Below are 23124 nucleotides of genomic sequence, written 5' to 3'. Positions count from 1 at the left end.
CATGGTGCGGAAGACACTTCCCGCGCACGTGGTCACGCTGGTCGACGTCGACGGCCCCCTGGACGCCGCCGCGCTGCGGCAGGCCGTCGCCGTACTGGCCCGGCGCCACCCGCACCTGCGGCCCGCGCCCGACGCGGAACTGCCCTGGCACGACGTCGACCTCACCGCCGTGGACACCTCCCGGCGCACCGCCGAACTGGACCGGTACGACGCCGAGGAGGACCAGGGCCCTGCGGTCCCGCTGCGGCTGCTGCTCGCCCGCCTCGGCCCCGAACGGCACCGGCTCCGGCTGAGCAGCGACCCGGCGGCGCTCGACGCGCAGTCGCACCGGGTGCTCATCGACGAACTGCTCGCCGCGTACGCGGGCAGGGACGGCGACCTGCCGCGGGTGCCGGCCCACGACGACTACGCCGGCTGGCTGGCCGCGCAGGACCGCGAAGCGGCCGACCTGGTCTGGTCGGCCCACCTCGCCGAGGCCGAGCCGACACTCGTCGGAGGCCGGGCGGACCACACGAGCTCCGGCCCGATGGAGCGGGTCTCCGGTGAGCTGCCCGCGGACGTCGGCAGCGGCCTCCTGCGGATGGCCCACGACCACGGGCTGGCGTTCGAGACCGTGGCGCAGGGCGCGTTCGGGATCCTGCTGGGCTGGCTGACCGGCCGGGACGAGGTCGTCCTCGGGGTCACGGCCCGGCCGCGCTTCCTCGGGATCGACATCATGGCCGGCCGACTGGCCGAGCCGAGGCCGGTGGTGGTGCGGGCCCCCGCACGGCACTCGCTGCTCGACGTGTTCTTCCGGCTGGCCGACGACCAGGACCGGCTGACCGGTGTCCTCGCGCCCCGCGCGGTGGACGGCATCTTCGACACGGTGGTCTCGGTGGACTGCAGCGAGCCGGCGCCGGTCGCCGGCCTCCGGGTGGTGGCCGTGGAGCAACGGCCGCAGGGGCCCGGTGCGCTCGCCTTCCGGGTGAGCGGGACGGGCGAACGGCTGCGGCTGGACCTGGACTACCGGCCGGACCTGGTGGAGCGCGCCGACGTCGAACGGATGCTGAACGTGCTCACCCGGCTGTTCACCGCCGTGGAGAAGGACCCGACGCAGCACGTGGGCGGGGTCGACCTGCTTCCCGTGGCGGAGCGGCGCCTCACGCTCGTGGAGTGGAACGACACCGGCACCGCGGCAGCGCCCTGCACGCTCTCCGAACTGCTGCGTCGCCCGGCCGGCCGGACCCCGGACGCGACCGCGCTGGTCTCGGCGACCGAGACTCTGTCGTTCGCCGAACTCGACCGGCGCGCGGACCGGCTGGCCCGGCTGCTCGCCGCTCGCGGACTGGGGCCCGGACGGCTGGCGGCGCTGGCGCTGCCCCGTTCCGTCGACCTCGTCGTCGCCGTACTGGCCGTGGCCCGCACCGGAGCCGCGTTCGTACCCGTCGACCCGGACTACCCCGCCGAGCGGGTCGCGTTCATGCTCCAGGACGCCGCGCCGTCGCTGGTGTGCACACTCTCCACCACCGCCCTGGCCGAGCTGCCGGAATGCCTGGTCCTGGACCGGCCGGAGGTACGGGCCGCGGTGTCCGGCCCCGCTGCGACGGACGGGGAGGAGTACCCGTTCCCGGTTCCCGCACTGGCCGAAGTCGCCTACGTCATCTACACCTCCGGCACCACGGGACGGCCCAAGGGCGTCGCCGTGACGCACGCCGGACTCGTCAACCTGGCCACCGCCATGGCCGAGGGCATGGGCCTGGACGGCGGCAGCCGGCTCCTGCAGTTCGCCTCGCCGAGCTTCGACGCCTTCGTCGCGGAACTGCTCGGCGCGTACCACGCGGGCGCCGCGCTGGTCGTACCGCCGGACATCACGCTCGCCGGTGACGCCCTCGCCGAGGTGATCGCCGAGCACGACGTGACGCGGCTGCTGCTGCCACCCGTTGCCGCCGCGAGCGTGGAGCCGCGGGAACTGACCGGCGTCGAGGGCCTGATGACCGCGGGGGAGGCCTGCTCGGCCGACCTGGTCGCACGCTGGTCGCCGGGGCGCCGGATGGTCAACGCGTACGGTCCGACCGAGGTCACCGTCTGCGCCACCCGCAGCGAACCGCTGAACGGCTCCGGCACGCCCCCCATCGGACGGCCGATCACCGGCGCCTCGGTCTACGTGCTCGGCAAGGGACTGCAGCCGCTGCCGCCGGGCGTGCCCGGCGAGCTGTACGTGGCGGGCGACGGGCTCGCGCGGGGATACCTCGGGCGGCCCGCGCTGACCGCGGAGCGTTTCGTGGCCGACCCGTTCGGGCCGGACGGCTCGCGCATGTACCGCACCGGCGACCTGGTCTCCTGGCGGCCGGACGGCACCCTGGCCTTCCACGGCCGCGTGGACGATCAGGTGAAGCTGCGCGGCTTCCGGATCGAGCTCGGCGAGGTCGAGGCGGTGCTGGGCGACTGCCCGGGCGTCGCACACGCGGCGGCCGTGGTCCGCGGCGAGGACGGCGGGCGCGACGTGCTCGTGGGGTACGTCATGCCCCACGAGGGAGCGACGCCCGACCCCGCCGCGGTGCGCGAGCACGCGGCCCGGTTCCTGCCCGACCACATGGTGCCCGCCGCCGTCGTCGTGCTGGACGCGTTCCCGGTCACCCCGGGCGGCAAGCTCGACCGGTCGGCACTCCCGGCCCCCCGGGCCGCAGAGCCGACGGGCGGCGGCCGTGCACCGCGCACTCCGGCGGAGGAGGCGTTCTGCACGATCTTCGGCGAACTGCTGGGTGTCTCCTCGGTGGACGTCGACAGCGACTTCTTCGCCCTCGGCGGTGACAGCATGCTCGCGATCAGCCTGATCCAGCGGGCCCGCGCCGCCGGGTTCGCCGTCTCGCCCAAGGAGATCATCAACAACCCGACGATCCGCGCGCTCGCCGCGGTGGCCGTCCCCACGCAAGGCGGTCGCTCGTGACGTCGCTGCCCCTGCTCCGCCCCGGCCGACTCGACGAACTGGACTTCGCCGACCCCCGGCTGCACGCCGAGCACGACCTGACGGAGGTGTGGCGCCGGCTGCGGGCCGAGCGCCCCTTCCACCGCCAGCCGCAGCGCGGCGCGCAGCCGGCGTTCTGGGTGATCACCCGGTACGCCGACGCGATGGAGGTCTACCGCGGCCGGGAGTTCACCACCGAGCACGGCAACGGCCTGCCGACCCTGCTCACCGGAGGGGACGCGGCGGCAGGCACGATGCTCGCGGTGACCGACGGAGTACGGCACCAGCAGATCCGCGCGATCCTGACGAAGGCGTTCTCCCCGCGCATACTCGCCGCCATCCAGGACGGCGTCCGCCGCACGGTGGACGAGCTCATGGCGGCGGCGATCGCCAAGGGCGAGTGCGACTTCGTCCGGGACGTCTCCGCCAACATCCCGCTCGGCGCGATCTGCGACCTGCTCGCCGTGCCGCGGGCCGACCGGCAGTACCTGCTCGGCCTCACCTCGCACGCGTGGAGTTCCGAGCATGCCGATGCCCGGCCGGAGGACTCCTGGACCGCCAAGAGCGAGATCCTGCTCTACTTCGCCGATCTGGCGCGCACCCGGCGCGACGGCGAGGGCAGCGACGTGGTGAGCCTGCTCGCCAACTGCCGCATCGACGGGGAGCCGCTCAGCGACGCCGAACTGATGGCCAACTGCTACGGCCTGATGATCGGTGGCGACGAGACCGGCCGGCACGCCATCTCCGGTGGCCTGCTGGCGCTGATCGAGCATCCGGACCAGTGGGACGCGCTCAGGAGCGGCGCCCTGAACCTGCAGACGGCCGCCGACGAGGTGCTGCGGTGGACCGTCCCCTCGCTGCACGCCGGCCGGACGGCGACCGCCGACGTCGAGGTGAACGGACAGCTGATCCGCGCGGGCGAGGTCGTCAGCGCCTGGATCTCCTCGGCCAACCGCGACGGCGACGCCTTCCCGCACCCCGACCGCTTCGACCTCACCCGCACGCCGAACAAGCACCTGACCTTCGCCTTCGGCGCGCACTACTGCCTCGGTCACTACCTGGCCCGCATCGAGATCGAGGCCGTGCTCGACAGTCTTCGCCGGATGGTGTCCGGCGTGCGCCAGACCGCGCCGGAGAGCTGGATCTACTCCAGCATCCTGCACGGCATGAACACCCTGCCCGTCGCGTTCGAAGCCGATCCGGCTGGCCTGTCCCCATGACCGAGGAGCACGGCGTGTCCCCTGTGTTCGAAGACGACGACACGGACTATCTGGTGTTGCGCAACGAAGAGCGGCAGTACTCCCTCTGGCCGGCGTATCTCGCCGTACCGGGCGGCTGGCAGGTCGTGTCAGGACCCGCCGCCCGCACCGACTGCCTCGCCCACGTCGAGCGGAACTGGCGTGACCTGCGGCCGGCTTCGCTCACCGCGACCGGCGACCGGACCCAGCAGAACGGAATGGATTCGTGATCAACACTGAGCTGCCCATCGTCCCGCAGGACAGCACCGACCTGCGGGAGATCTTCGCCACCGCTCTGGTCCGGCAGGCGCCGCTGCCCGAGCGACTGAACACCGTCATGCTGGAGATGGAGACGATCGCGAGGGACGAGGGCATCCCGGTCATCGGGCGCCTCGAAGGCGCGATCGTCCGTACGCTCACCGCTCTGCGCGGCGACGCGGTGACCCGCGTGCTCGACATCGGCACCGCGATCGGCTACTCGGCGCTGTGGCTGGCGTACGCGCTGCCCGAGGGCGGCAAGGTCACCAGCATCGAGCTCGACCCCGAACGGGCGGCACGCGCGGCGGACTTCATCGACCGCGCGGGGATGGCCGACCGCGTCGAGATCCTCGTCGGCGACGCCTTCGAACTGATCCCACAGCTCGGGACGTACGACCTGATCTTCCAGGACATCATGAAGCACGCCTACTTCGGCAGCGACCCGTCGTTCGCCACCGAGCTGCTGAAGCTGTCGAAGGCGCACCTGGAGCCGAACGGCGTCCTCATGATCGACAACGCGTTCTGCGGCGGCGGCGTCGTCGCCGGGGAACACGCCCATCCCTCCAACCAGCTCGCCGGCGTACAGGAGATGAACAAGGCGCTCGCCGAGGACCCCGACTTCACCGGCCTGATCCTGCCGGTGCGCGACGGCCTCTGGATCGCGCAGCGTACGGCCTGAAGGACAGCACGTCAGCACGCCAGCCCGCCGGCACCGACGAGGGGAGCGCCATGACGACCGGGCAGGACATCGAGGAGCTGGTGCGGTTCGTGCTGGCCCCCGGCACCAGCGACGACCCGTTCGCCCACTACCTCCGGCTCCGTGAACTCGCCGACGTCCACCGCAGCGAACGGACGGGCATGACGCTCCTGTCGCGGTACGCGGACTGCCGGCAGGTCCTGGGCGACCCGGAAACCTTCCGGGTCGTCGACACGGAGTGGATGGCGGCCAACATCCCCGGATGGCAGCCGTCGCAGAGCCAGGAGCAGTTCCTGTCGTCGCTGTTCTTCCGCAATCCGCCGGACCACACCAGGTTGCGGCGACAGCTGTCGCGGGGGTTCACCGCACGCCGCCTCCAGGTGCTGCGCCCGGTGGTGGAGAAGGAGGTGCTGCTCGCCCTCGCCCGGCTCGCGGCCGTCCCGCCCGGTGAGGCGGCCGACTTCCAGGAACTGGTCTCCGTGCCACTGGGCCTGGCCGTGCTCGGCGGCCTGTTGGGCATCCCCACGAGCGAGCACGCGCGCTGCTGGACGCTGCTGCACGAGGCGGTCCCGGCGCCCGACCCCGCCGCCGACGAGGCGACCCGCAAGGCCGTGAGCGAGCGGGCGGACGAAGCCGCGGCCGAACTCGCGCAATTCTTCACCGAGTTGATCGCCAAGAAGCGTACCGAGCCGGGTGACGACCTCATCAGCGCCTGCCTGGCCGAACAAGCCGATGACCCCGAGCAGTTGACCGACCGTGAGCTGGCGCTCGCGGTGCTCCCGGTCTTCGGGGCCGGAGCGACGACCCTCAGCGACACCCTCGGCAACATCGTCCACACCCTGCTGACCCACCCCGACCAGCTGGAGCGGCTGTCCGCCGACCCGGCGCGGGCCGAACGGGCGGCCGTCGAAGCACTGCGCTACTGCGGGGGATACCACGTCACCCGCCGCTACGCGACGCGCGACACCGAGATCCGGGGGGTGCCCGTCGCCGCGGGCTCGGTCGTGGTGCTCCTGCTCGCCGGGGCGAACCGCGACCCGGAGGCCTTCGGCCGGCCGGAGACGTTCGACATCGAGCGCCCCGAGACCACCTCGCTGGCCTTCGGCTCCGGAATCCACTACTGCCTCGGCGCGGCGCTCGCCAAGCTGCTCGTCGAAACCGTCTGCGCGGCGCTGCACCGGGGGCCGGCGCTGCGCTCCGCCGGGGCGCCGCGGTGGCGGCCGTCCCTGCTGTTCTTCGGCCCGGTGCACCTGCCCGTCACGGTCGTGGCGGGCACCGGCACGCCGCAGCCGGCGTAGCGGCCGGCCGTCGCCACGGCGTGGGCAGCGCCGCGCGCCGACGTACTCCAACGGGGCGCCGTCGACCGGCGCGAACCGCACCAACGCCTCGATGCGTTCGATTCGACAAGCCTGGAGGACGAACTTGAGCACGCCGGAACCGGATCTCGTCAAGGCTCTGCGCGCATCGGTCAAGGAGACCGCGCGCCTCCGGCAGAAGAACGCCCGACTGCTCGCCGCCGCCTCCGAGCCGATCGCCGTCGTATCGATCGGCTGCCGCTTCGCGGGCGGGATCGCCGGACCGGAGGACTTCTGGAAGGTCGTGTCCGAGGGCACGGACGTGTACACGCCGTTCCCCGACGACCGGGGCTGGGATCTCGAAGGGCTCTACGACCCCGACCCGGACACCCCCGGCACGACCTACGTGAACCAGGGCGCGTTCCTCCATGACGCGGCCCAGTTCGACGCGAGGTTCTTCGGGATCTCCCCGCAAGAGGCCACGGCGATGGACCCCCAGCAGCGACAACTGCTCGAAGTCTGCTGGGAGACACTGGAACGCTCGGGGATCGACCCGCAGAGCCTGCGCGGATCCGACACCGGCGTCTACGCCGGCATCGTGCACCAGGACTACGCACCCGACCTTCCCGGTGCGGAGGACTTCCTCAGCCTGGAGCGCGCGCTCGGCAGCGCCGGCGGCGTCGCCTCCGGCCGGGTGGCCTACTGCCTCGGACTGGAGGGCCCGGCCGTCACCGTCGACACCATGTGCTCCTCGTCGCTGGTCGCGATTCACCTGGCGACCCAGGCGCTGCGCCGCGGCGAGTGCTCCCTGGCCCTCGCCGGCGGGGCCACCGTGATGGCCACCCCGGGCGGCTTCGTCGGGTTCGCGCGCCAGCGCGGCCTCGCCTTCGACGGACGGTGCAAGTCCTTCGCCGCCGGCGCAGACGGCAGCAGCTGGGCCGAGGGGGTCGGCGTCGTCCTGCTGGAACGGCTGTCCGACGCACAGCGCAACGGACACCACGTCCTCGCCGTGATCCGCGGCTCGGCCGTCAACTCCGACGGCGCCTCCAACGGGCTGACCGCCCCGAACGGGCCCTCGCAACAGCGCGTCATCCGCAGCGCGCTGGCGGCAGCGGGCCTGACCCCCGACGACGTCGACGCCGTCGAGGCCCACGGCACCGGCACCACCCTGGGCGACCCGATCGAGGCGCAGGCGCTCCTCGCCACGTACGGGCAGGGCCGCGACCCGAAGCGGCCGCTGCTGCTCGGCTCGGTGAAGTCCGTCCTCGGCCACACCCAGGCCGCCTCCGGCGTGGCCGCCGTGATCAAGACCGTACTCGCGCTGCGCCACCGTCACCTGCCGGCGACGTTGCACGTGGACGCGCCGACCCCGCAGGTCGACTGGTCCTCCGGAACCGTCGAGCTGCTCACCGAGGGGCGCGAGTGGCCGGAGAGCGGGCGGCCCCGCCGGTGCGGCATCTCCTCGTTCGGCGCCAGCGGGACCAATGTCCACATGATCCTGGAGGAGGCTCCCGAGACCCCGGCGGCCCCGGCCCCGGCCCCGGCCCCGGCCCCCGTCCTCGCGCCGCCGCAGCCGGAACAGGCCCTTCCGTTCATTGTCTCGGCCCGCACCGCGACGGCGCTGGCCAACCAGGCACGACGCCTCACCGGCCCCCTCGACGACGGCGTCCCCCTCGGCGACCTCGCCTCCGCCCTGGTGACCGGGCGCGCGCTGATGAGCCGGCGCGCCGTACTCCTCGCACGCACCCCGGAAGAGCTGCGCTCCGGGCTCGCACTGCTGGCCGAGGGCCGCACCGGCACCGGGGTGGTCACCGGCGTCGCGGGGCAGAACGGGCCCGGCAGGACGGTCTTCGCGTTCCCGGGGCAGGGCACCCAGTGGGCGGGGATGGGCCGCGAACTGCTGGACACCTCACCGGTCTTCGCCGCCCGTATCGCCGAATGCCAGGAGGCGTTCGAGCCGTGGACCGACTGGTCGCTCGTCGACGTCCTGCGCGGTGACGGCACCGAACTGGACCGCGTCGACGTCGTCCAGCCCGTGTCCTTCGCGGTGATGCTCGCCCTCGCCGAGGTCTGGAAGTCCATGGGCGTGGTCCCGGACGCCGTGATCGGCCACTCCCAGGGCGAGATCGCGGCGGCCTGCGTGGCCGGCGCGCTGTCCCTCGCCGACGCCGCGCGGGTCGTGACCCTGCGCAGCCAGGCGATCGCCGAGGTGCTGCCGCGCGGCGGTGGGATGGCCTCCGTCGCGCTTCCGGTGGACGAGGTGCGCGCACTGATCGAACCGTGGGCCGAGCGGCTCCAGGTCGCCGCGGTCAACGGGCCGTCCGCCGTGGTCGTGGCCGGCGAGGGCACCGCCCTGGACGAGCTGGCCGCGCAGGCGGCCGAACGGGACGTCCGGTTCCGCCGGATTCCCGTCGACTACGCCTCGCACAGCCACTACGTCGAGAGCATCAGGCCCACTCTGGAAGCCGACCTCGGCGGGCTCCAGCCGTCTGCACCGGACATCCCGTTCTACTCCACGGTCGAGAGCCGCTGGATCGGTACGGACGACCGGCTCGACGCCGACTACTGGTACCGCAATCTGCGCCAGACGGTCCTGTTCGACCCGGCCGTCCGGGAGCTGATCGCGCAGGATCACCGGGTCTTCGTCGAACTCGGCGCCCACCCCGTCCTGGTGCCGGCCGTCACCGACATCGCCGAGGAACTGGACGCGGACGTCCTCGCGGTCGGCTCGACGCGCCGGGACGAGGGCGGCATGGACCGGATGCTCGCCTCGATGGCCGAGGCGTTCGTCCGCGGGGTACGGGTCGACTGGAACACGGTCGTCCCCGAACGCGGGCCCGCCCCGGTGGAGCTGCCCACCTACCCGTTCGATCACCAGCGGTACTGGATCACCATGCCGGGCACCGCGACCAGCGCGGAGTCGCTGGGCCAGACGACCAGCGACCACCCCCTGCTCGGAGCGGCGGTGGAGCTGCCGCAGACGGACGGCCTCGTCTTCACCTCGCGGCTGTCGCTCGCCACCCATCCCTGGCTGGCCGGTCACCGCATCCAGAACGTCGTGCTGGTGCCCGGAACCGCCTACGTCGACCTGGCCATCCGGGCCGGCGACGAGTTCGGCCACGGAGTGCTCGACGAACTCGTGATCGAGGCACCCCTCGTGCTGCCCGCCGAGGGTGCCGTCCGGGTCCAGGTCGCGGTCGGGGGCGCCGACGCGACGGGGCGCCGCCCGGTCGAGGTGTACAGCGCGCGGGACACGCAGGGCTGGACCCGTCACGCGGCGGGCATGCTGTCCGACTCCCACGCCGACACGAGCGGCAGCGGATTCGACTTCAGCCAGTGGCCGCCGCCCGGCGCGCGCCGGGAGGAGACCGACGACTTCTACGCCCGCCTCGCCGAGCGCGGATACGACTACGGGCCGGCCTTCGCCGGACTGACCGCCGTGTGGCGGCGCGGCGAGGAGATCTTCGCCGAAGCCGTGCTCCCCGCCGAGCACCGCCAGGACGTGGACAAGTTCGGCCTCCACCCCGCGCTCCTGGACGCCGCGTTGCACGCGAACGCCTTCCACCGGCGCGACGACGACCGCAATGTGCTGCCCTTCGCCTGGAACGGCGTCCGCTTGCACGCGGCGGGCGCCGGCGCGCTGCGCGTCAGGGTCGCGCCGTGCGGCGCGGACGCCCTGTCCTTCGACGCCGCGGACGAGACCGGTGCGCTGGTCCTGACGATGCAGTCCCTGGTCTCGCTGCCCATATCCGACCTGGGGGCCGAGTCCGCCGGTCAGGCCCCCGACACGCTGTGGCAGCTCGACTGGACGCGCCTGCCGTCGGGGACCGGGCATCCGGCCGGGAGCCGGACCGTCGTCCACACCTCCGGTGACGTGGCGCGGATCGCGCTCGCCGAGGATCTGGGTGAGCCGGTGCCCGACCTCGCGGTGCTCGACCTCACCGCACACACCGGGGCCGACGCCGGCACCGGGGAGGATCCGCTGCCGCTGCTGTGCCGGGTGCTCGGCGTGCTCCAGGCCTGGCTGGAGGAGACCGCGCTCGCCTCGGTGCCGCTGGTCGTGGCGACCCGGGGCGCCGTGCCGGCCTCCGGCCCGGTCACCGACCCGTCCGGTGCCGCGGTGTGGGGACTGCTGCGCGCGGCACAGGCCGAGAACCCCGGCCGGTTCGTCCTCGTCGACCTCGACTCCGGCGCCGACCGGGACCGGGCGATCGCCGCCGCCCTCGCGACCGGCGAGCCGCAGACCGCCGTGCGCGAAGACGCCGTCCTCGCTCCGCGACTCGGCCGCGCCGCCCTCACCGAACCCCCGGGCCCCGCCGGGTTCGCCGAGAACGGCACCGTGCTGGTCACCGGCGGTACCGGCGTGCTCGGCGCGCTGGTGGCCCGGCACCTGGTCAGCGAGCACGGGGTGCGCCGGCTGGTGCTGGCGAGCCGGCGCGGCCCGGCCGCCGAAGGCGTGACCGCGCTCGTCGACGAACTCACCGCGCAGGGCGCATCCGTCGTCGTCGCCTCCTGCGACGTGTCGGACCGTGACGCGCTCGCGGCGCTGCTCGCCGCCGTCCCGCCCGAGCACCCCCTGACCGGCGTCGTCCACGCCGCCGGCGTGCTGGACGACGGCGTCATCGCCGGCCTGGACCCGCACCGCATGGCCGGCGTCCTCGCGCCGAAGGCCGACGCGCTGCGCCTGCTCGACGAGCTGACCCGGGACAACCCGCCCCAGGTCTTCGCCGCGTTCTCCTCGGCCGCGAGCGTCTTCGGCTCGGCCGGCCAGGGCAACTACGCGGCGGCCAACGCGTACGTCGACGCGGTCGTCTCGGCCCGACGGGCGGCGGGGCTGCCCGCCGTGTCCCTGGCCTGGGGCCTGTGGAGCCCGGTCACCGGGATGACGGGACAGCTGGCCGAGGTCGACCGGACCCGGATGAGCCGCGGCGGCGTCCGTCCGATGTCGACGGCCGAGGCACTCACGCTCTTCGACCTCGGCATCCGGTCGGGCAACCCGCTGCTCGTACCGATCAGGCTCGATCTCGGCGCCGTACGCGCCGAGGCAGGCACGGACGGGACCGTCCCTCCGCTGTTCCGCGCGCTCGTGCGCCCGCCGCGGCGGGCGGCCCAGGCCGGTGCCGGCCCGGCGGGCGCGCTGGCCCGCCGGCTCGCCGGCCTCTCCCACGACGAACAGACCGAGCTGGTGCTCGACCTCGTCCGCGCCGAGATGTCGGTCGTCCTCGGCCTGGGCGACACCGGCCCCGCCATGGACTCCGAGCGGTTCGGCGACATCGGCTTCGACTCGCTGACCGCCGTCGAACTGCGCAACCGGCTGTCCGCGGCCACCGCGGTCAAGCTGCCGGCGACGCTCATCTTCGACTACCCCACGCCACGAGCCCTCGCCCAGCACCTGCTCGAACAGGTGGGCGGCACGGCCGACACCGCTGCCGCGCCCGTGCGCCCGGCCGCGCCGGCCGAGGCGGGTGCCGACGACCCGGTGGTCATCGTCGGCATGGCGTGCCGCCTGCCGGGCGGGGTCACCTCGCCCGGCGAGCTGTGGCAGCTGCTCGCCGACGGCCGGGACGGCATCTCGGGATTCCCGGACGACCGCGGATGGAACCTCGACAACCTCTTCGACACCGACCCCGACCGCGTCGGCACCGCCTACACCCAGCGGGGCGGCTTCCTGCGGGACGCCGGGTACTTCGACGCCGCGCTGTTCGGGATCTCCCCGCGCGAGGCACTGGCCATGGACCCGCAGCAGCGCCTGCTGCTGGAGACCACCTGGCAAGTGCTGGAGAGCGCCGGCATCGACCCGTCGTCGCTGCGCGGGGAGCGCGTCGGCGTCTACACCGGCATGTCGATCCACGATTACCTCGGCTCACTGGCCGACGTCCCCGCCGAACTCGAGGGCTTCACCACCACGGCCACCGCCGGCAGTGTCGCCTCCGGCCGGGTCTCGTACGTCTTCGGGCTGGAGGGCCCGGCCATGACGGTGGACACCGCCTGCTCCTCGTCCCTCGTGGCGATCCACCTGGCGGCACAGGCGCTGCGCCAGCACGAGTGCGAGCTGGCCCTCGCCGGAGGCGTCGCCGTCATGGGCTCCCCGGTCGGCGTGACCGGCTTCTCGCGTGCCCGGGGGCTGGCCGCCGACGGCCGGTGCAAGGCCTTCGCCGCGGCGGCCGACGGCACGGTGCTGTCCGAGGGCGTGGGCATCCTCCTCCTGGAGCGGCTGTCCGACGCGCGGCGCAACGGGCACCGCGTCCACGCGGTGATCCGCGGGTCCGCCGTGAACCAGGACGGTGCGTCGAACGGGCTGACCGCGCCCAACGGGCCGTCGCAGGAACGGGTGATCCGGGCCGCGCTGGCCAGCGCCGGTCTGACGGCCGCCGACGTCGACGCGGTCGAGGCACACGGCACCGGCACGACGCTGGGCGACCCGATCGAGGCGCAGGCACTGCTTGCGACCTACGGTCAGGAGCGGGCCGGTGAACAGCCGTTGTGGCTGGGGTCGGTGAAGTCGAACATCGGCCACACGCAGGCCGCCGCCGGTGTCGCGGGCGTGATCAAGATGGTCGAGGCCATGCGCCACGGGGTGCTGCCCAAGAGCCTCTACGCGGACGAGCCGACGCCGCACGTCGACTGGTCCAGCGGCGCGGTGTCCCTGCTGGCCGAATCCATGGACTGGGCCACGCTCGGCCGCCCCCGGCGAGCGGGCGTCTCTTCCTTCGGGATCAGCGGGACGAACGCGCACGTCATCCTCGAACAGGCTCCGGCCGAACCGGCCATGTCCGCTGCCACCACGCCCGACGCCGCCGCCGGTGCCTCCGACGCGGCTGCCACAGAGCCCGCCCCGGCGGACGGCGGGGCCGACGCCGTGCTGCCCTTCGTCGTCTCGGCGCACAACCCGGCTGCCCTGGCAGGCCAGGCGAAGCGGCTGCGCGCGGCGGTCGCCACCGGGCTGTCCCTGCCGGGGACGGCGCGGACCCTGCTCACCGGCCGTGCCCTGCTCGCGCACCGGGCCGTCGTCGCCGCCGCCGACCGAGAAGCCCTCCTCGACCGGCTCGACGCCATCGCCGCCGGCGAGTCCGCACCCGGCGTGACCGTCGGGGCGGCTGCCGCCCAGGGCGCCGGACCGGTGGTGTTCGTGTTCCCGGGGCAGGGCTCGCAGCGGCCCGGCATGGGACGCGAGCTGTACGCCCGCTTCCCGGTGTACGCCGAGGCCTTCGACGACGCCTGCGCACGCCTCGACGACCGGCTCCTCGGCGCGGTCGGCGCATCCGTGCGTGACGTCGTGTTCGCCGAACCGGACAGCCCGCAGGCGGCACTGCTCGACCAGACCGTCTACACCCAGGCGGCGCTGTTCGCCGTCGAGACCGCGCTGTTCCGCCTGGCCGAGTCATGGGGCGTGCGCCCGCGCCTGCTGCTCGGCCACTCCATCGGCGAGATCACGGCGGCGCACGCCGCCGGAATGCTCTCCCTGGACGACGCGGCGACCGTGGTCGCCGCCCGGGGCCGGCTCATGCAGGCGCTGCCCGCCGGCGGTGCGATGGCCGCCGTGGCCGCCACCGAGGACGAGGTCCGCCCGTTCCTCGGTGCCGGCGTCGACATCGCCGCCGTGAACCAGCCCTCGTCGGTGGTGCTGTCCGGCGACGAGGACGCCGTCCTCGCCGCCGCCGACGCGCTGCGGGCACAAGGCCGCAAGGTCAAGCGGTTGCAGGTCTCGCACGCCTTCCACTCCGCCCGGATGGACCCGATGCTCGCCGAGTTCCGCGCGGCGATCGCCGGAGTGACCTGGCAGTCGGCGCGGATCCGCGTCGTCGCTCACCAGGACGGCGACCTGACCAGCACCGACTACTGGGTCGAACACGTACGCCGTACGGTGCGCTTCGCCGACGGCATGGCCGCCGCGCTCGACCAGGGCGGGGAGCTGTTCGTGGAGGTGGGGCCGGGCGCCGCCCTGTCCGCGCCGATGCTGGAGGCGGCGGCGGCCGCCGGCGCCACGCCGGTGTGCGTGCCCATGCTGCGCGACGGACACGACGAGACGCACACCGCGATCGGCGCCCTCGCCGAGCTCTTCGTACGGGGCGTTCCGGCCGGCTGGCAGGCGCTGCTGCCGGCCGCCGCGCCCCCCGTCGAGCTGCCGACCTACGCCTTCGACCGTACGCACTACTGGGTGAAGCCGGCCGGCGGACGGACCGACGCGGCCGGCCTCGGTCAGGTGGCCGCCGACCATCCGCTGCTGTCCGCCGTCGTTCCCGTGCCCGACACCGGCGGGCTCGTCGGCACCGTCCGGCTGTCCTCGGCCACCCACCCGTGGCTCGACCGGCACCGGGTGCACGGGGCCGTCGTGGTGAGCGGCGCGGCGCTCGTGGATCTGGCCGTCCGGGCCGGCGACGAGGTCGGCTGCACGGTGGTGGAGCGACTCGCCGTCGAGACCCCGCTCGTCGTTCCGCCGAACACCGGGGTACGGGTGGAGATCGCCGTGGGCGCGGCCGACGAGCAGGGCTGCCGCCCGGTCACGATCCACGGCGCCCAGGACGGATCCGGCGTATGGGTCCGGCACGCCACCGGTGCCCTGTCGGCGCGCACACCGGCCGCCCCCGACCCGGCGCCGGAGGCATGGCCGCCGGCCGGGGCCGAGCGGGTCGAGGCGTACGAGGAGCACCCGGGCGTGCTGGGCGTGTGGCGCCGGGGCGAGGAGACGTACACCGAAGTCGCGTTCACCGACGACGGCACCGACGACGGCACCGACTCGGACGACGCCGCGCGGTTCGGCCTCGATCCGGCCCTGCTGGACGCGGTCACGCGGGCGGTGACCGCCGACGCCACAGCCGCCACGGTGTGGGAGGAGGCCGTGCTGCACGCGAGCGGCGCGCGCCGCCTGCGCGCCCGGCTCACCCCGCTCGGCGACGACCGGTGGACCCTGGAGGCGACCGACGAGGCCGGGACCCCGGTCCTGTCCGCCCGGTCCTGGACAGCGGCGCCGATCCGGCCCGAGGACGTGGGCAGCAGCGCCGCCGCGGACGCGATGTACCGAGTCGTCTGGAGCGCCACGGAACCGCCCGTGACCGTGCCCGAGCGGGCGGCGACGGCCCCGGTGGCGAGCCCCGCGGACGTGGCGGCGCTCGCCGGACGGGCCGCCGCACAGGCCGGTGAGCAGGGCACTGCACAGTCCGCTCCGCAGGACGCCGGGACGGAGACCGGGCACGACGACCGGCAGCGGAGCCTGCCGACCGTCGCCGTGTTCGAGGCCGCCCCCGGCCGCGACGCGCAGCCGCTGCTCGCCGACGTCCTCGCCGTGCTCCAGACCTGGCAGCACGAGGCTCCGGCCGCCGCCCGGCTCGTCGTCGTGACCCGGGGCGCCGTGCCCGCCGGGACGACCACCGTCACCGACGTGTCCTCGGCCGCCGTCTGGGGCCTGGTCCGCGCCGCCCAGGCCGAGCTGCCGGGGCGCGTGCTGCTGCTGGACCTCGAACCCGGGGCGGACACCGAGGCGGCGGTCGCCATGGCTCTGGCTGCCGACGAGCCCCAGGTGGCCCTGCGGGGCACCACCCTGCTGGTGCCTCGCCTGGCACCGGCCGGCCAGCTCGCCGAGCGGACCGCCGGGCAGCCCGCCGCCGTCGCCCCTGAGGGCACCGTCCTGGTCACCGGCGGCACCGGCTCCCTCGGCGCCCTCGTGGCACGCCACCTGGTCCGCGCCCGGGGCGTGAGGCACCTGCTGCTGGCCGGACGGCGCGGGCCGGCGGCCGAAGGCGCCGAGGAACTCGTGGCCGAACTGTCCGGCCTGGGCGCCACGGTGACCGTGGCGGCCTGCGACGTTTCGGACCGCGACGCCGTGGCCGCGCTCCTCGCCGGCATCCCGGCCGCCCATCCGCTCAGCGCCGTCGTCCACACCGCCGGCGTCCTCGACGACGGGCTGCTCGGCGCGATGGATCCGGACCGCCTCGCCACGGTCCTCGGCCCCAAGGCCGACGGCGCACGGCATCTGGACGAGCTGACCCGGGAGTGCGAACTCGCCGCGTTCGTGGCGTTCTCCTCGGCCGCCGGCCTGCTCGGCTCGGCCGGACAGGCCAACTACTCCGCCGCCAACGCCTACCTGGACGGGCTCATGGCGGCGCGCCGCGCGGCCGGCCGGCCCGGTGTCGCCCTCTCCTGGGGCCTGTGGGACCAGGCCGGCGGCATGACCGGGCACCTGGACGCCACGGACCGGGCCCGGATGAGCCGCGGCGGCGTGCTGCCGCTGCGCCCCGAGGAAGGACTCGCGCTGCTCGACGCCGCCCTCGACAGCGGCGAGACGCATCTGGTGCCGATCAGGCTGGACCTCGCCGCCGCCCGCGCCGACGCCGCCGCCGGCGGTCCGGTCCAGCCACTGCTGCGGCAGCTCGTGCGGGCACGCCGGCGCGTCGGTGGCACGGCTGCGGCGGGCGAGCTGCTCGCCACGCTCGCCGGCCGTTCCCCCGCCGAACGGGAGGCACGGCTGCTGGCCCTGGTCCGTTCCCGCGTCGCCCTGGTCCTCGGGCACAAGTCCGCCGACGACATCGAGCCGGACACCGCCTTCCAGAGCGTCGGGATGGATTCGCTCGGCGGCGTCGAGCTGCGCAACCGGCTGGCCGCCGCGGCCGGGCTGACCCTGCCCGCCACGCTGGTCTACGACTACCCGACTCCCCGGCAGCTGGCGCGGTTCCTGCGCGACGAGCTCGCCGGCACCGCCGCCCCCGCCGAGGCGACGACGGTGGTGGCCGCCGCTTCGCACGACGACATCGCCGTCGTCGGACTCGGCTGCCGGATGGCGGGCGGGGTGCGGGGACCGGGCGACTTCTGGGAGCTGCTGGCCCGCCGGGGGGAGGGACGGTCGGCGTTCCCGACCGACCGCGGCTGGGACCTGTCCACCGTCCCGGTGGAGGCCGGCAGTTTCCTGACGGACGCGGCGAACTTCGACGCCGGGTTCTTCGGCATCTCCCCGCGCGAGGCGGTGGCGATGGACCCGCAGCAGCGCCTGCTGCTGGAGGTGGTGTGGGAAGCACTGGAGGACGCGGGCCTCGACCCGGCCGACCTGCGCGGCACCGACGTGGGCGTGTTCGTCGGCGTCATGGGCCAGGGCTACGGCATGTTCGGCGGTGACGCCCAGTCCGACGGCCTGCGCGGCACCGGCGGCGCCGTCTCCGTGGTCTCCGGCCGGGTGTCCTACGTCTACGGGTTCACCGGCCCGGCCGTTTCGGTGGACACCGCCTGCTCCTCCTCGCTGGTCGCGATGCACCTGGCCGTCCAGGCGCTGCGCAACGGGGAGTGCTCGATGGCGGTGGTCGGCGGCGTCACCGTGATGGCCACACCGGGCGCGTACGTCGAGTTCGCGAAGAACGGCGGCCTCGCGGCCGACGGCCGCTGCAAGGCGTTCGCCGCCTCGGCCGACGGCACCGGCAACGGCGAGGGCGTCGGCGTGGTGCTGCTGGAACGCCTGGCCGATGCCCACACCAACGGACACACCGTCAGCGCCGTGGTGCGCGGCTCCGCGATCAGCCAGGACGGCGCGTCCAACGGGCTCACCGCGCCCAACGGCCCGGCGCAGCAGCGGGTGATCCGGCGCGCGCTCGCGGTCGCCGGGGTGGCGCCCGCCGACGTGGACGTCGTCGAGGCGCACGGAACGGGAACCCGGCTGGGCGACCCGATCGAGGCCCAAGCGCTGCTGGCGACCTACGGCCGGCGTGACCCCGGCCGACCGCTGTGGCTCGGCTCGGTGAAGTCCAACATCGGGCACACCCAGGCCGCCGCGGGCGTGGCGAGCGTGATCAAGATGGTGCTCGCCCTGCGCCACCAGGAGCTGCCGGCGACCCTCCACGTGGATGCGCCCACTCCCGAGGTGGACTGGTCCAGCGGCACGATCCGGCTGCTGACCGACGCCCAGCCGTGGCCCGCGCGCCCCGGCCACGTCCGCCGCGCAGGCGTCTCCGCGTTCGGGCTCAGCGGAACCAACGCCCACCTCGTCCTGGAGGAGCCGCCCCGACGGCCGGGCGAGCCGGCGGAAAGCCCCGCCGACAACTCCCCGCTGCCGTTCGTCCTGACGGCCGGAAACCGGGCCCGGCTGGCCGCGCTCGCGGACCGCCTGGCCGACTTCGCCGAGCGCGGCACCGCGCCCCTGCCGAAGCTGGCCGCCGCCCTGGCCCACGGGCGGACGCGGCACGAGACGCGAGCCACCGTGATCGCCGCCGACCGCGCCGAACTCGTCGACCGGCTGCGGGCACTGGCCGCGGGCGGCTTCGACCGGGCCGTGGTGGGCGGGCCGCCCGGACCGGGCTCGGGCGTCGTGTTCGTCTTCCCCGGCCAGGGCGGCCACTGGGTCGGCATGGGCCGCGAACTGATGGACCGCTCGGACGAGTTCCGGGCCTGGGTGCGGCGGTGCGACGCGCTGCTCGCCGAGTACGACTGCGACTGGACCCTGGAGCAGGCGCTCGGCGGCGAGAACGACCTGTCCCGGGTGGATGTGATCCAGCCCGCCTCGTTCGTGATGATGACGGGTCTCGCCCAGCTCTGGGCATCCGCCGGCGTGCGGCCGGACGTGGTGCTCGGCTCCTCGCAGGGCGAGATCGCCGCAGCGTGCGTCGCGGGCCTGCTGTCGGTCGAGGACGCGCTGCGCGCGATCGTGCTGCGCTCCCGGATGGCCGCGAATCTGCCGTCCACCGGCGGGATGCTCGTGGTCGGCGTGAGCCGTGCCCGGATGACGGAGATGCTCGCCGGCTATCAGGGCCGGGTGGAGATCGCCGCGGTGAACGGCCCGGCGAGCGTGGCCGTCTCCGGCGAGCGCGCGGCCATCGAGGAGCTGGCCGCCACCGCGGCCCAGCAGCAGCTCTGGTTCCGCAGGATCCGGGCGGACTACGCCTCCCACTCGTTCCTCGTCGACGAACTCCAGCAGCCGATGCTGGCCGCCCTGGACGGGATCGGGGAACGGCCGGCGCACGGACTGGTCCCGGGCTGCCGGTTCTACTCCACCGTCGACGGCCGCTGGATCGGCCCCGACGAACTCCTCGACGCCGCCTACTGGTTCCGCAACCTGCGCCGGCCGGTCGAGCTGGACGCCGCGATCCGCGCCGTGAGCGCCGACGCCCGGGCCGTCGTCGAGGTCTCCAGCCACCCTGGACTGGTCCCGTCCCTCCTCGACATCATCCAGGACACCGGCCGGACCACCCCGGTGCTCGCCACCCTGCGGCGCGGCGAGGGCGGCCGGGAGCGGCTGACGACGGCCTTCGCGGAGGCGTTCGCCGCCGGTCTGCCGGTCTCCTGGTCGAGCGCCGTCCCGGCCCAGCCGGGGGACTGGCGAGAACTCTGCCGCGAACTGCCGACCTATCCGTTCGACCACCGGCGCTACTGGTTGCGCGGAGCGCCGACCACCGGCACCGCCGCCCTCGGCCTGGCGGGCACCGATCATCCGCTGCTCGCCACGATGGTCGAACTGCCGGACTCGGACGGGCTGATGGCCGTCGCACGGCTCTCGCCCCACGACCAGCCGTGGCTCACCGCCGGTACCGCCGGTACCGCCGGTGGCCCGGTCGAGGTGCCCGGCTCGGTCTGGGTCGAGCTGGCCATCCGGGTCGGCGACGAGGTCGACTGCGGCACCCTGGACGAGCTCGATCTGAAGGCGCCCCTCATCCTCGGCCCCGCCGACGCGGTGCGGCTGCAGATCAGCGTCCAGGCCGCCGACGCCGCCGGCCGCCGGCCGGTGACCGTACGGTCGGCACCCGCGACGACCGACCGGCACGCACCGGTGTGGACCTGCCACGCCCAGGGCGTGCTGTCGCCCACGACCCTGTCCGCCGCGCCCGAGCCGGACCCGGCCCCCTGGCCGCCGCCGGGCGCCGAACCGGTCGGCCTCGACGAACTGACCGCCACGACCGGCGCCCTCGTGCCGCCGGGCCTGCACGCGGTGTGGCGGCGCGGCGAGGACACCTACGCCGAAGTGGCCGTACCCGCCGACCAGGCCGACACGGCCGCCCGCTTCGGCATCCACCCGCTCCTGCTGGAGTCCGCGGCGTACGCGGCGGGCTTCCCGCCCGGTGACACCCCGTCGACCTGGCAGCACGTCCTGCTGCACGCGTCCGGCGCCTCGGCGCTGCGCGTCCGGCTGCGGCCGGCCGGCGGCGGCACAGCGCTGGAAGCGGCCGACCACGTGGGTCTGCCGGTTCTCACCGCGGCGCGCGTCACGGCCCGTCCGGCCGCCGCACCTGCCGCCCGGCGGGGCCGTGCGCTGCGCACCGAATGGGTCCCGCTCGACGCCGGGCAGGCGGACGAGCCCGTCGAGCTCGTCACCGTCGACAGCGACACCGCCGTACTCGAACTCGCCGCGGCGCCATCGGCATTGGCCGCCGCGACCGTCGTGCTCGACATCGGCGCCGGCACGGAGCCCGAGGACGCCTGCCGGCGCGCGCTCGCCGTCGCACAGGCGTGGCTGGACGAACCGAACCTGGTGGAGCGCCGCCTGGTGGTGCGCACCCGTGCGGCGGTGCCGGCCGGTCCCGGGGACGCCGGTGCGACCGCGCTCGACCCGGCCGCCGCGGCGGTGTGGGAGATGCTCGCCGCGATCCAGGCCGAGTACCCGGGACGGTTCGTCCTGTTCGACGTCCCGCCGGAGGACCGTGACGAGGCGAGCCTCGGACGTGTCCTCGCCGCGGACGTACCCCAGGCCGCCGTGCGCGCCGGCCGGGTCCGTGTTCCGCGGCTGGTACCGGCCGACGCCCCGGACGCCGAGGCCCCGGCCCTCGACCCGGACGGCACCGTCCTGATCGTCGGCGGCACCGGCACGGCCGGCGCCCGGGTGGCGCGGAACCTGGTCGCCGACCACGGGGTACGTCATCTGGTACTCGCCGCCCGCGGCGGACCCGACGCCCAGGGCGCCGCGACGCTGGTCGCCGATCTCACCGCGCTCGGCGCGTCGGTCACCGTCCGGGCCTGCGACGCCGCCGACCGGGACGCCCTGCGACGGCTGCTGGGCGACATCCCGGACGACCATCCGCTCACCGGCGTGGTGCACGCAGCGGGCCTGCCGGACGACACCCGGCTCGCGGAACTGGACGCGGACCGGCTGACCGAGGTGATCGCCGCGCGCACCGAGTCGCTGCGGCACCTCTGGGAGCTCACCGCCGACGACCGCCTGGCCCTGTTCATGGTGATCACGTCGCCGACGGCCCTGCTGGGCCCGGTGCACCATCCGGCGACCGCCGCGGCCGACGGCTGCGCACGCGCGATCGTGGCCCGCCGCCGGGCGGCCGGGCTCGCCGGCTGTGCCCCGGTGCTGCTTCCCGCCGGGGCCGTGCCCGGGACAGGCGGCGCGCCGGACCAGGACGGGACGCTGTCCGCGGTGTCCGAGGCGCTGCGCTCCGGCGAGCCGTTCCCCGTGCCCGGCCGGCCCGAACAGTGGGCCGCCCCGGCGGCGGGCCGTCCCGTGCCGCCACTGCTGCGCGGGCTGGTCCGGTCGCGCCGGCGCTCGGCCCGCACGGCGGAGCTCGGCGCGGGCGCCGAGAGCGGGTGGACGGACCTGCTGAACGGGCAGAGCCGTGACGAGCAGGAGCGGACCGTACTGGACCTCGTGCGCGCGCAGTTGGCCGAGGTGCTCGAACTGGATCCGGGCGAGCCGGTCGACGCGCAGCGCGGGTTCTTCGAGCTCGGCCTCGACTCCCTGCTGGCGATCGAGCTGTCCCGGCGCCTCTCAGGCCGCACCGGCACCGCGCTGACTCCCGCGGCCGTCTTCGGTCACCCGACCCCGGCGGCACTCACCGACTATCTCCTGGCTCGCCTGGACGACACCGAAGCCGACGCCTGACAGATGCCCGGCCGCGGCAGCGGCCGGCCGCGGAGCGCGACTTCCTGGAACAGAGAGGCAGTGACCGTGTACGACACCGACACCTACCTGCGGCGGCTGGGCCACGACAGCGGTCGCGCCGGGTGGCCCGCGCCCGACCTGACCACCCTGGTGCGGCTGCACAAGCGGCACATGGAGACCGTCCCGTTCAGCAGTACCGGCTCCCTGGCCGTGCCGACCGCGAGCGGCGAACCGGTCGAGCTGGTCGACTTCGACGAGGACGCCACGTTCGACGCCGTCGTCGCGGCGGGCCACGGCGGCGGCTGCGTCCAGATGACCCGCCTGTTCCTGCGCCTGCTGCGCGACCTCGGCTACGAGGCCGACCTGATCGCCGGCACCACGGCCGAGGGGACGGCGGAGTACGGCGTCGACGTCGAGCACATGCTGATCCTGGCCCGCGTCGACGGCGTGCGCTGGCTCGTCGACGTGGGATACGCCGGACCGTCGTTCCTCGAACCGCTTCGGCTCGACGGCGCCACCGACGGGCGGGAGCAGGTGCAGTACGGCTGCCGGTACCGCCTCGTCGAGGACGGCGACGGCGTGCTCCTTGAGCGCAGGCCGCGGCTCGGCCGCTGGAGTCTGGTCTTCCGATTCACCTCGAAGGTGCGCGAGCCCAGGGAGTGGCACGCGTTCCAGGACCTGGCGAACGTGAAGCTGGCCGCGCTGTCCGAGGAGAGCGCCCCACAGCTCTACAGCCGGGCCGTCGCCGACGGCCAGGTGGTGCTCAAGGGCCGGCGCCACCTGACGGTGCGGGCCGGGGTCGACAAGGCCCGGACCATCGTCGGCGACGACGAACTGCACGCGCTGAGGGACGCGATCCTCGGCGGCACGCTCGCCTGAAGACGGCTCGCCGCCCGCAC

Annotated in this window: 7 protein-coding genes; all 7 read left to right on the top strand. The window is 74.7% G+C overall.

The window, feature by feature from the left end:
* Window position 1: 1 nt before the first annotated feature.
* Window positions 2-2926, top strand: a complete 2925-nt coding sequence (locus tag K7G59_RS01035) for a non-ribosomal peptide synthetase (RefSeq protein WP_225829843.1) — start codon at window positions 2-4, stop codon at window positions 2924-2926.
* Window positions 2923-4164, top strand: a complete 1242-nt coding sequence (locus K7G59_RS01030) for a cytochrome P450 (RefSeq protein ID WP_225829842.1) — start codon at window positions 2923-2925, stop codon at window positions 4162-4164. Before K7G59_RS01035 ends, K7G59_RS01030 begins: the two co-directional genes overlap by 4 nt.
* Window positions 4161-4412, top strand: coding sequence for an MbtH family protein (locus K7G59_RS01025; protein WP_225829841.1), 252 nt, complete (start codon window positions 4161-4163; stop codon window positions 4410-4412). The genes K7G59_RS01030 and K7G59_RS01025 overlap by 4 nt, the downstream gene beginning before the upstream one ends.
* Window positions 4409-5119 carry an O-methyltransferase gene (locus K7G59_RS01020; RefSeq protein ID WP_225829840.1) on the top strand — a complete coding sequence of 237 codons (711 nt, stop codon included), beginning with the start codon at window positions 4409-4411 and terminating at the stop codon, window positions 5117-5119. The genes K7G59_RS01025 and K7G59_RS01020 overlap by 4 nt, the downstream gene beginning before the upstream one ends.
* A 50-nt stretch (window positions 5120-5169) precedes the next feature.
* The gene (locus K7G59_RS01015; protein WP_225829839.1) at window positions 5170-6435 is read left to right on the top strand and encodes a cytochrome P450; all 1266 of its coding nucleotides are present in this window, start codon (window positions 5170-5172) and stop codon (window positions 6433-6435) included.
* Between the two features lie 124 nt (window positions 6436-6559).
* A complete protein-coding gene (locus K7G59_RS34560; protein ID WP_263975748.1) occupies window positions 6560-22225 on the top strand; it encodes a type I polyketide synthase in 15666 nt (5221 codons plus the stop codon).
* Window positions 22226-22285: 60 nt separating this feature from the next.
* Complete coding sequence (locus K7G59_RS00995) at window positions 22286-23104, top strand: arylamine N-acetyltransferase (protein ID WP_225829838.1); 819 nt, start codon at window positions 22286-22288, stop codon at window positions 23102-23104.
* Window positions 23105-23124 lie beyond the last annotated feature (20 nt).

The sequence above is a fragment of the Streptomyces sp. NK08204 genome (genome assembly GCF_020400585.1).
Classification (GTDB): Bacteria; Actinomycetota; Actinomycetes; order Streptomycetales; family Streptomycetaceae; genus Streptomyces.
This window is presented reverse-complemented; position numbering and strand designations above follow the sequence as displayed.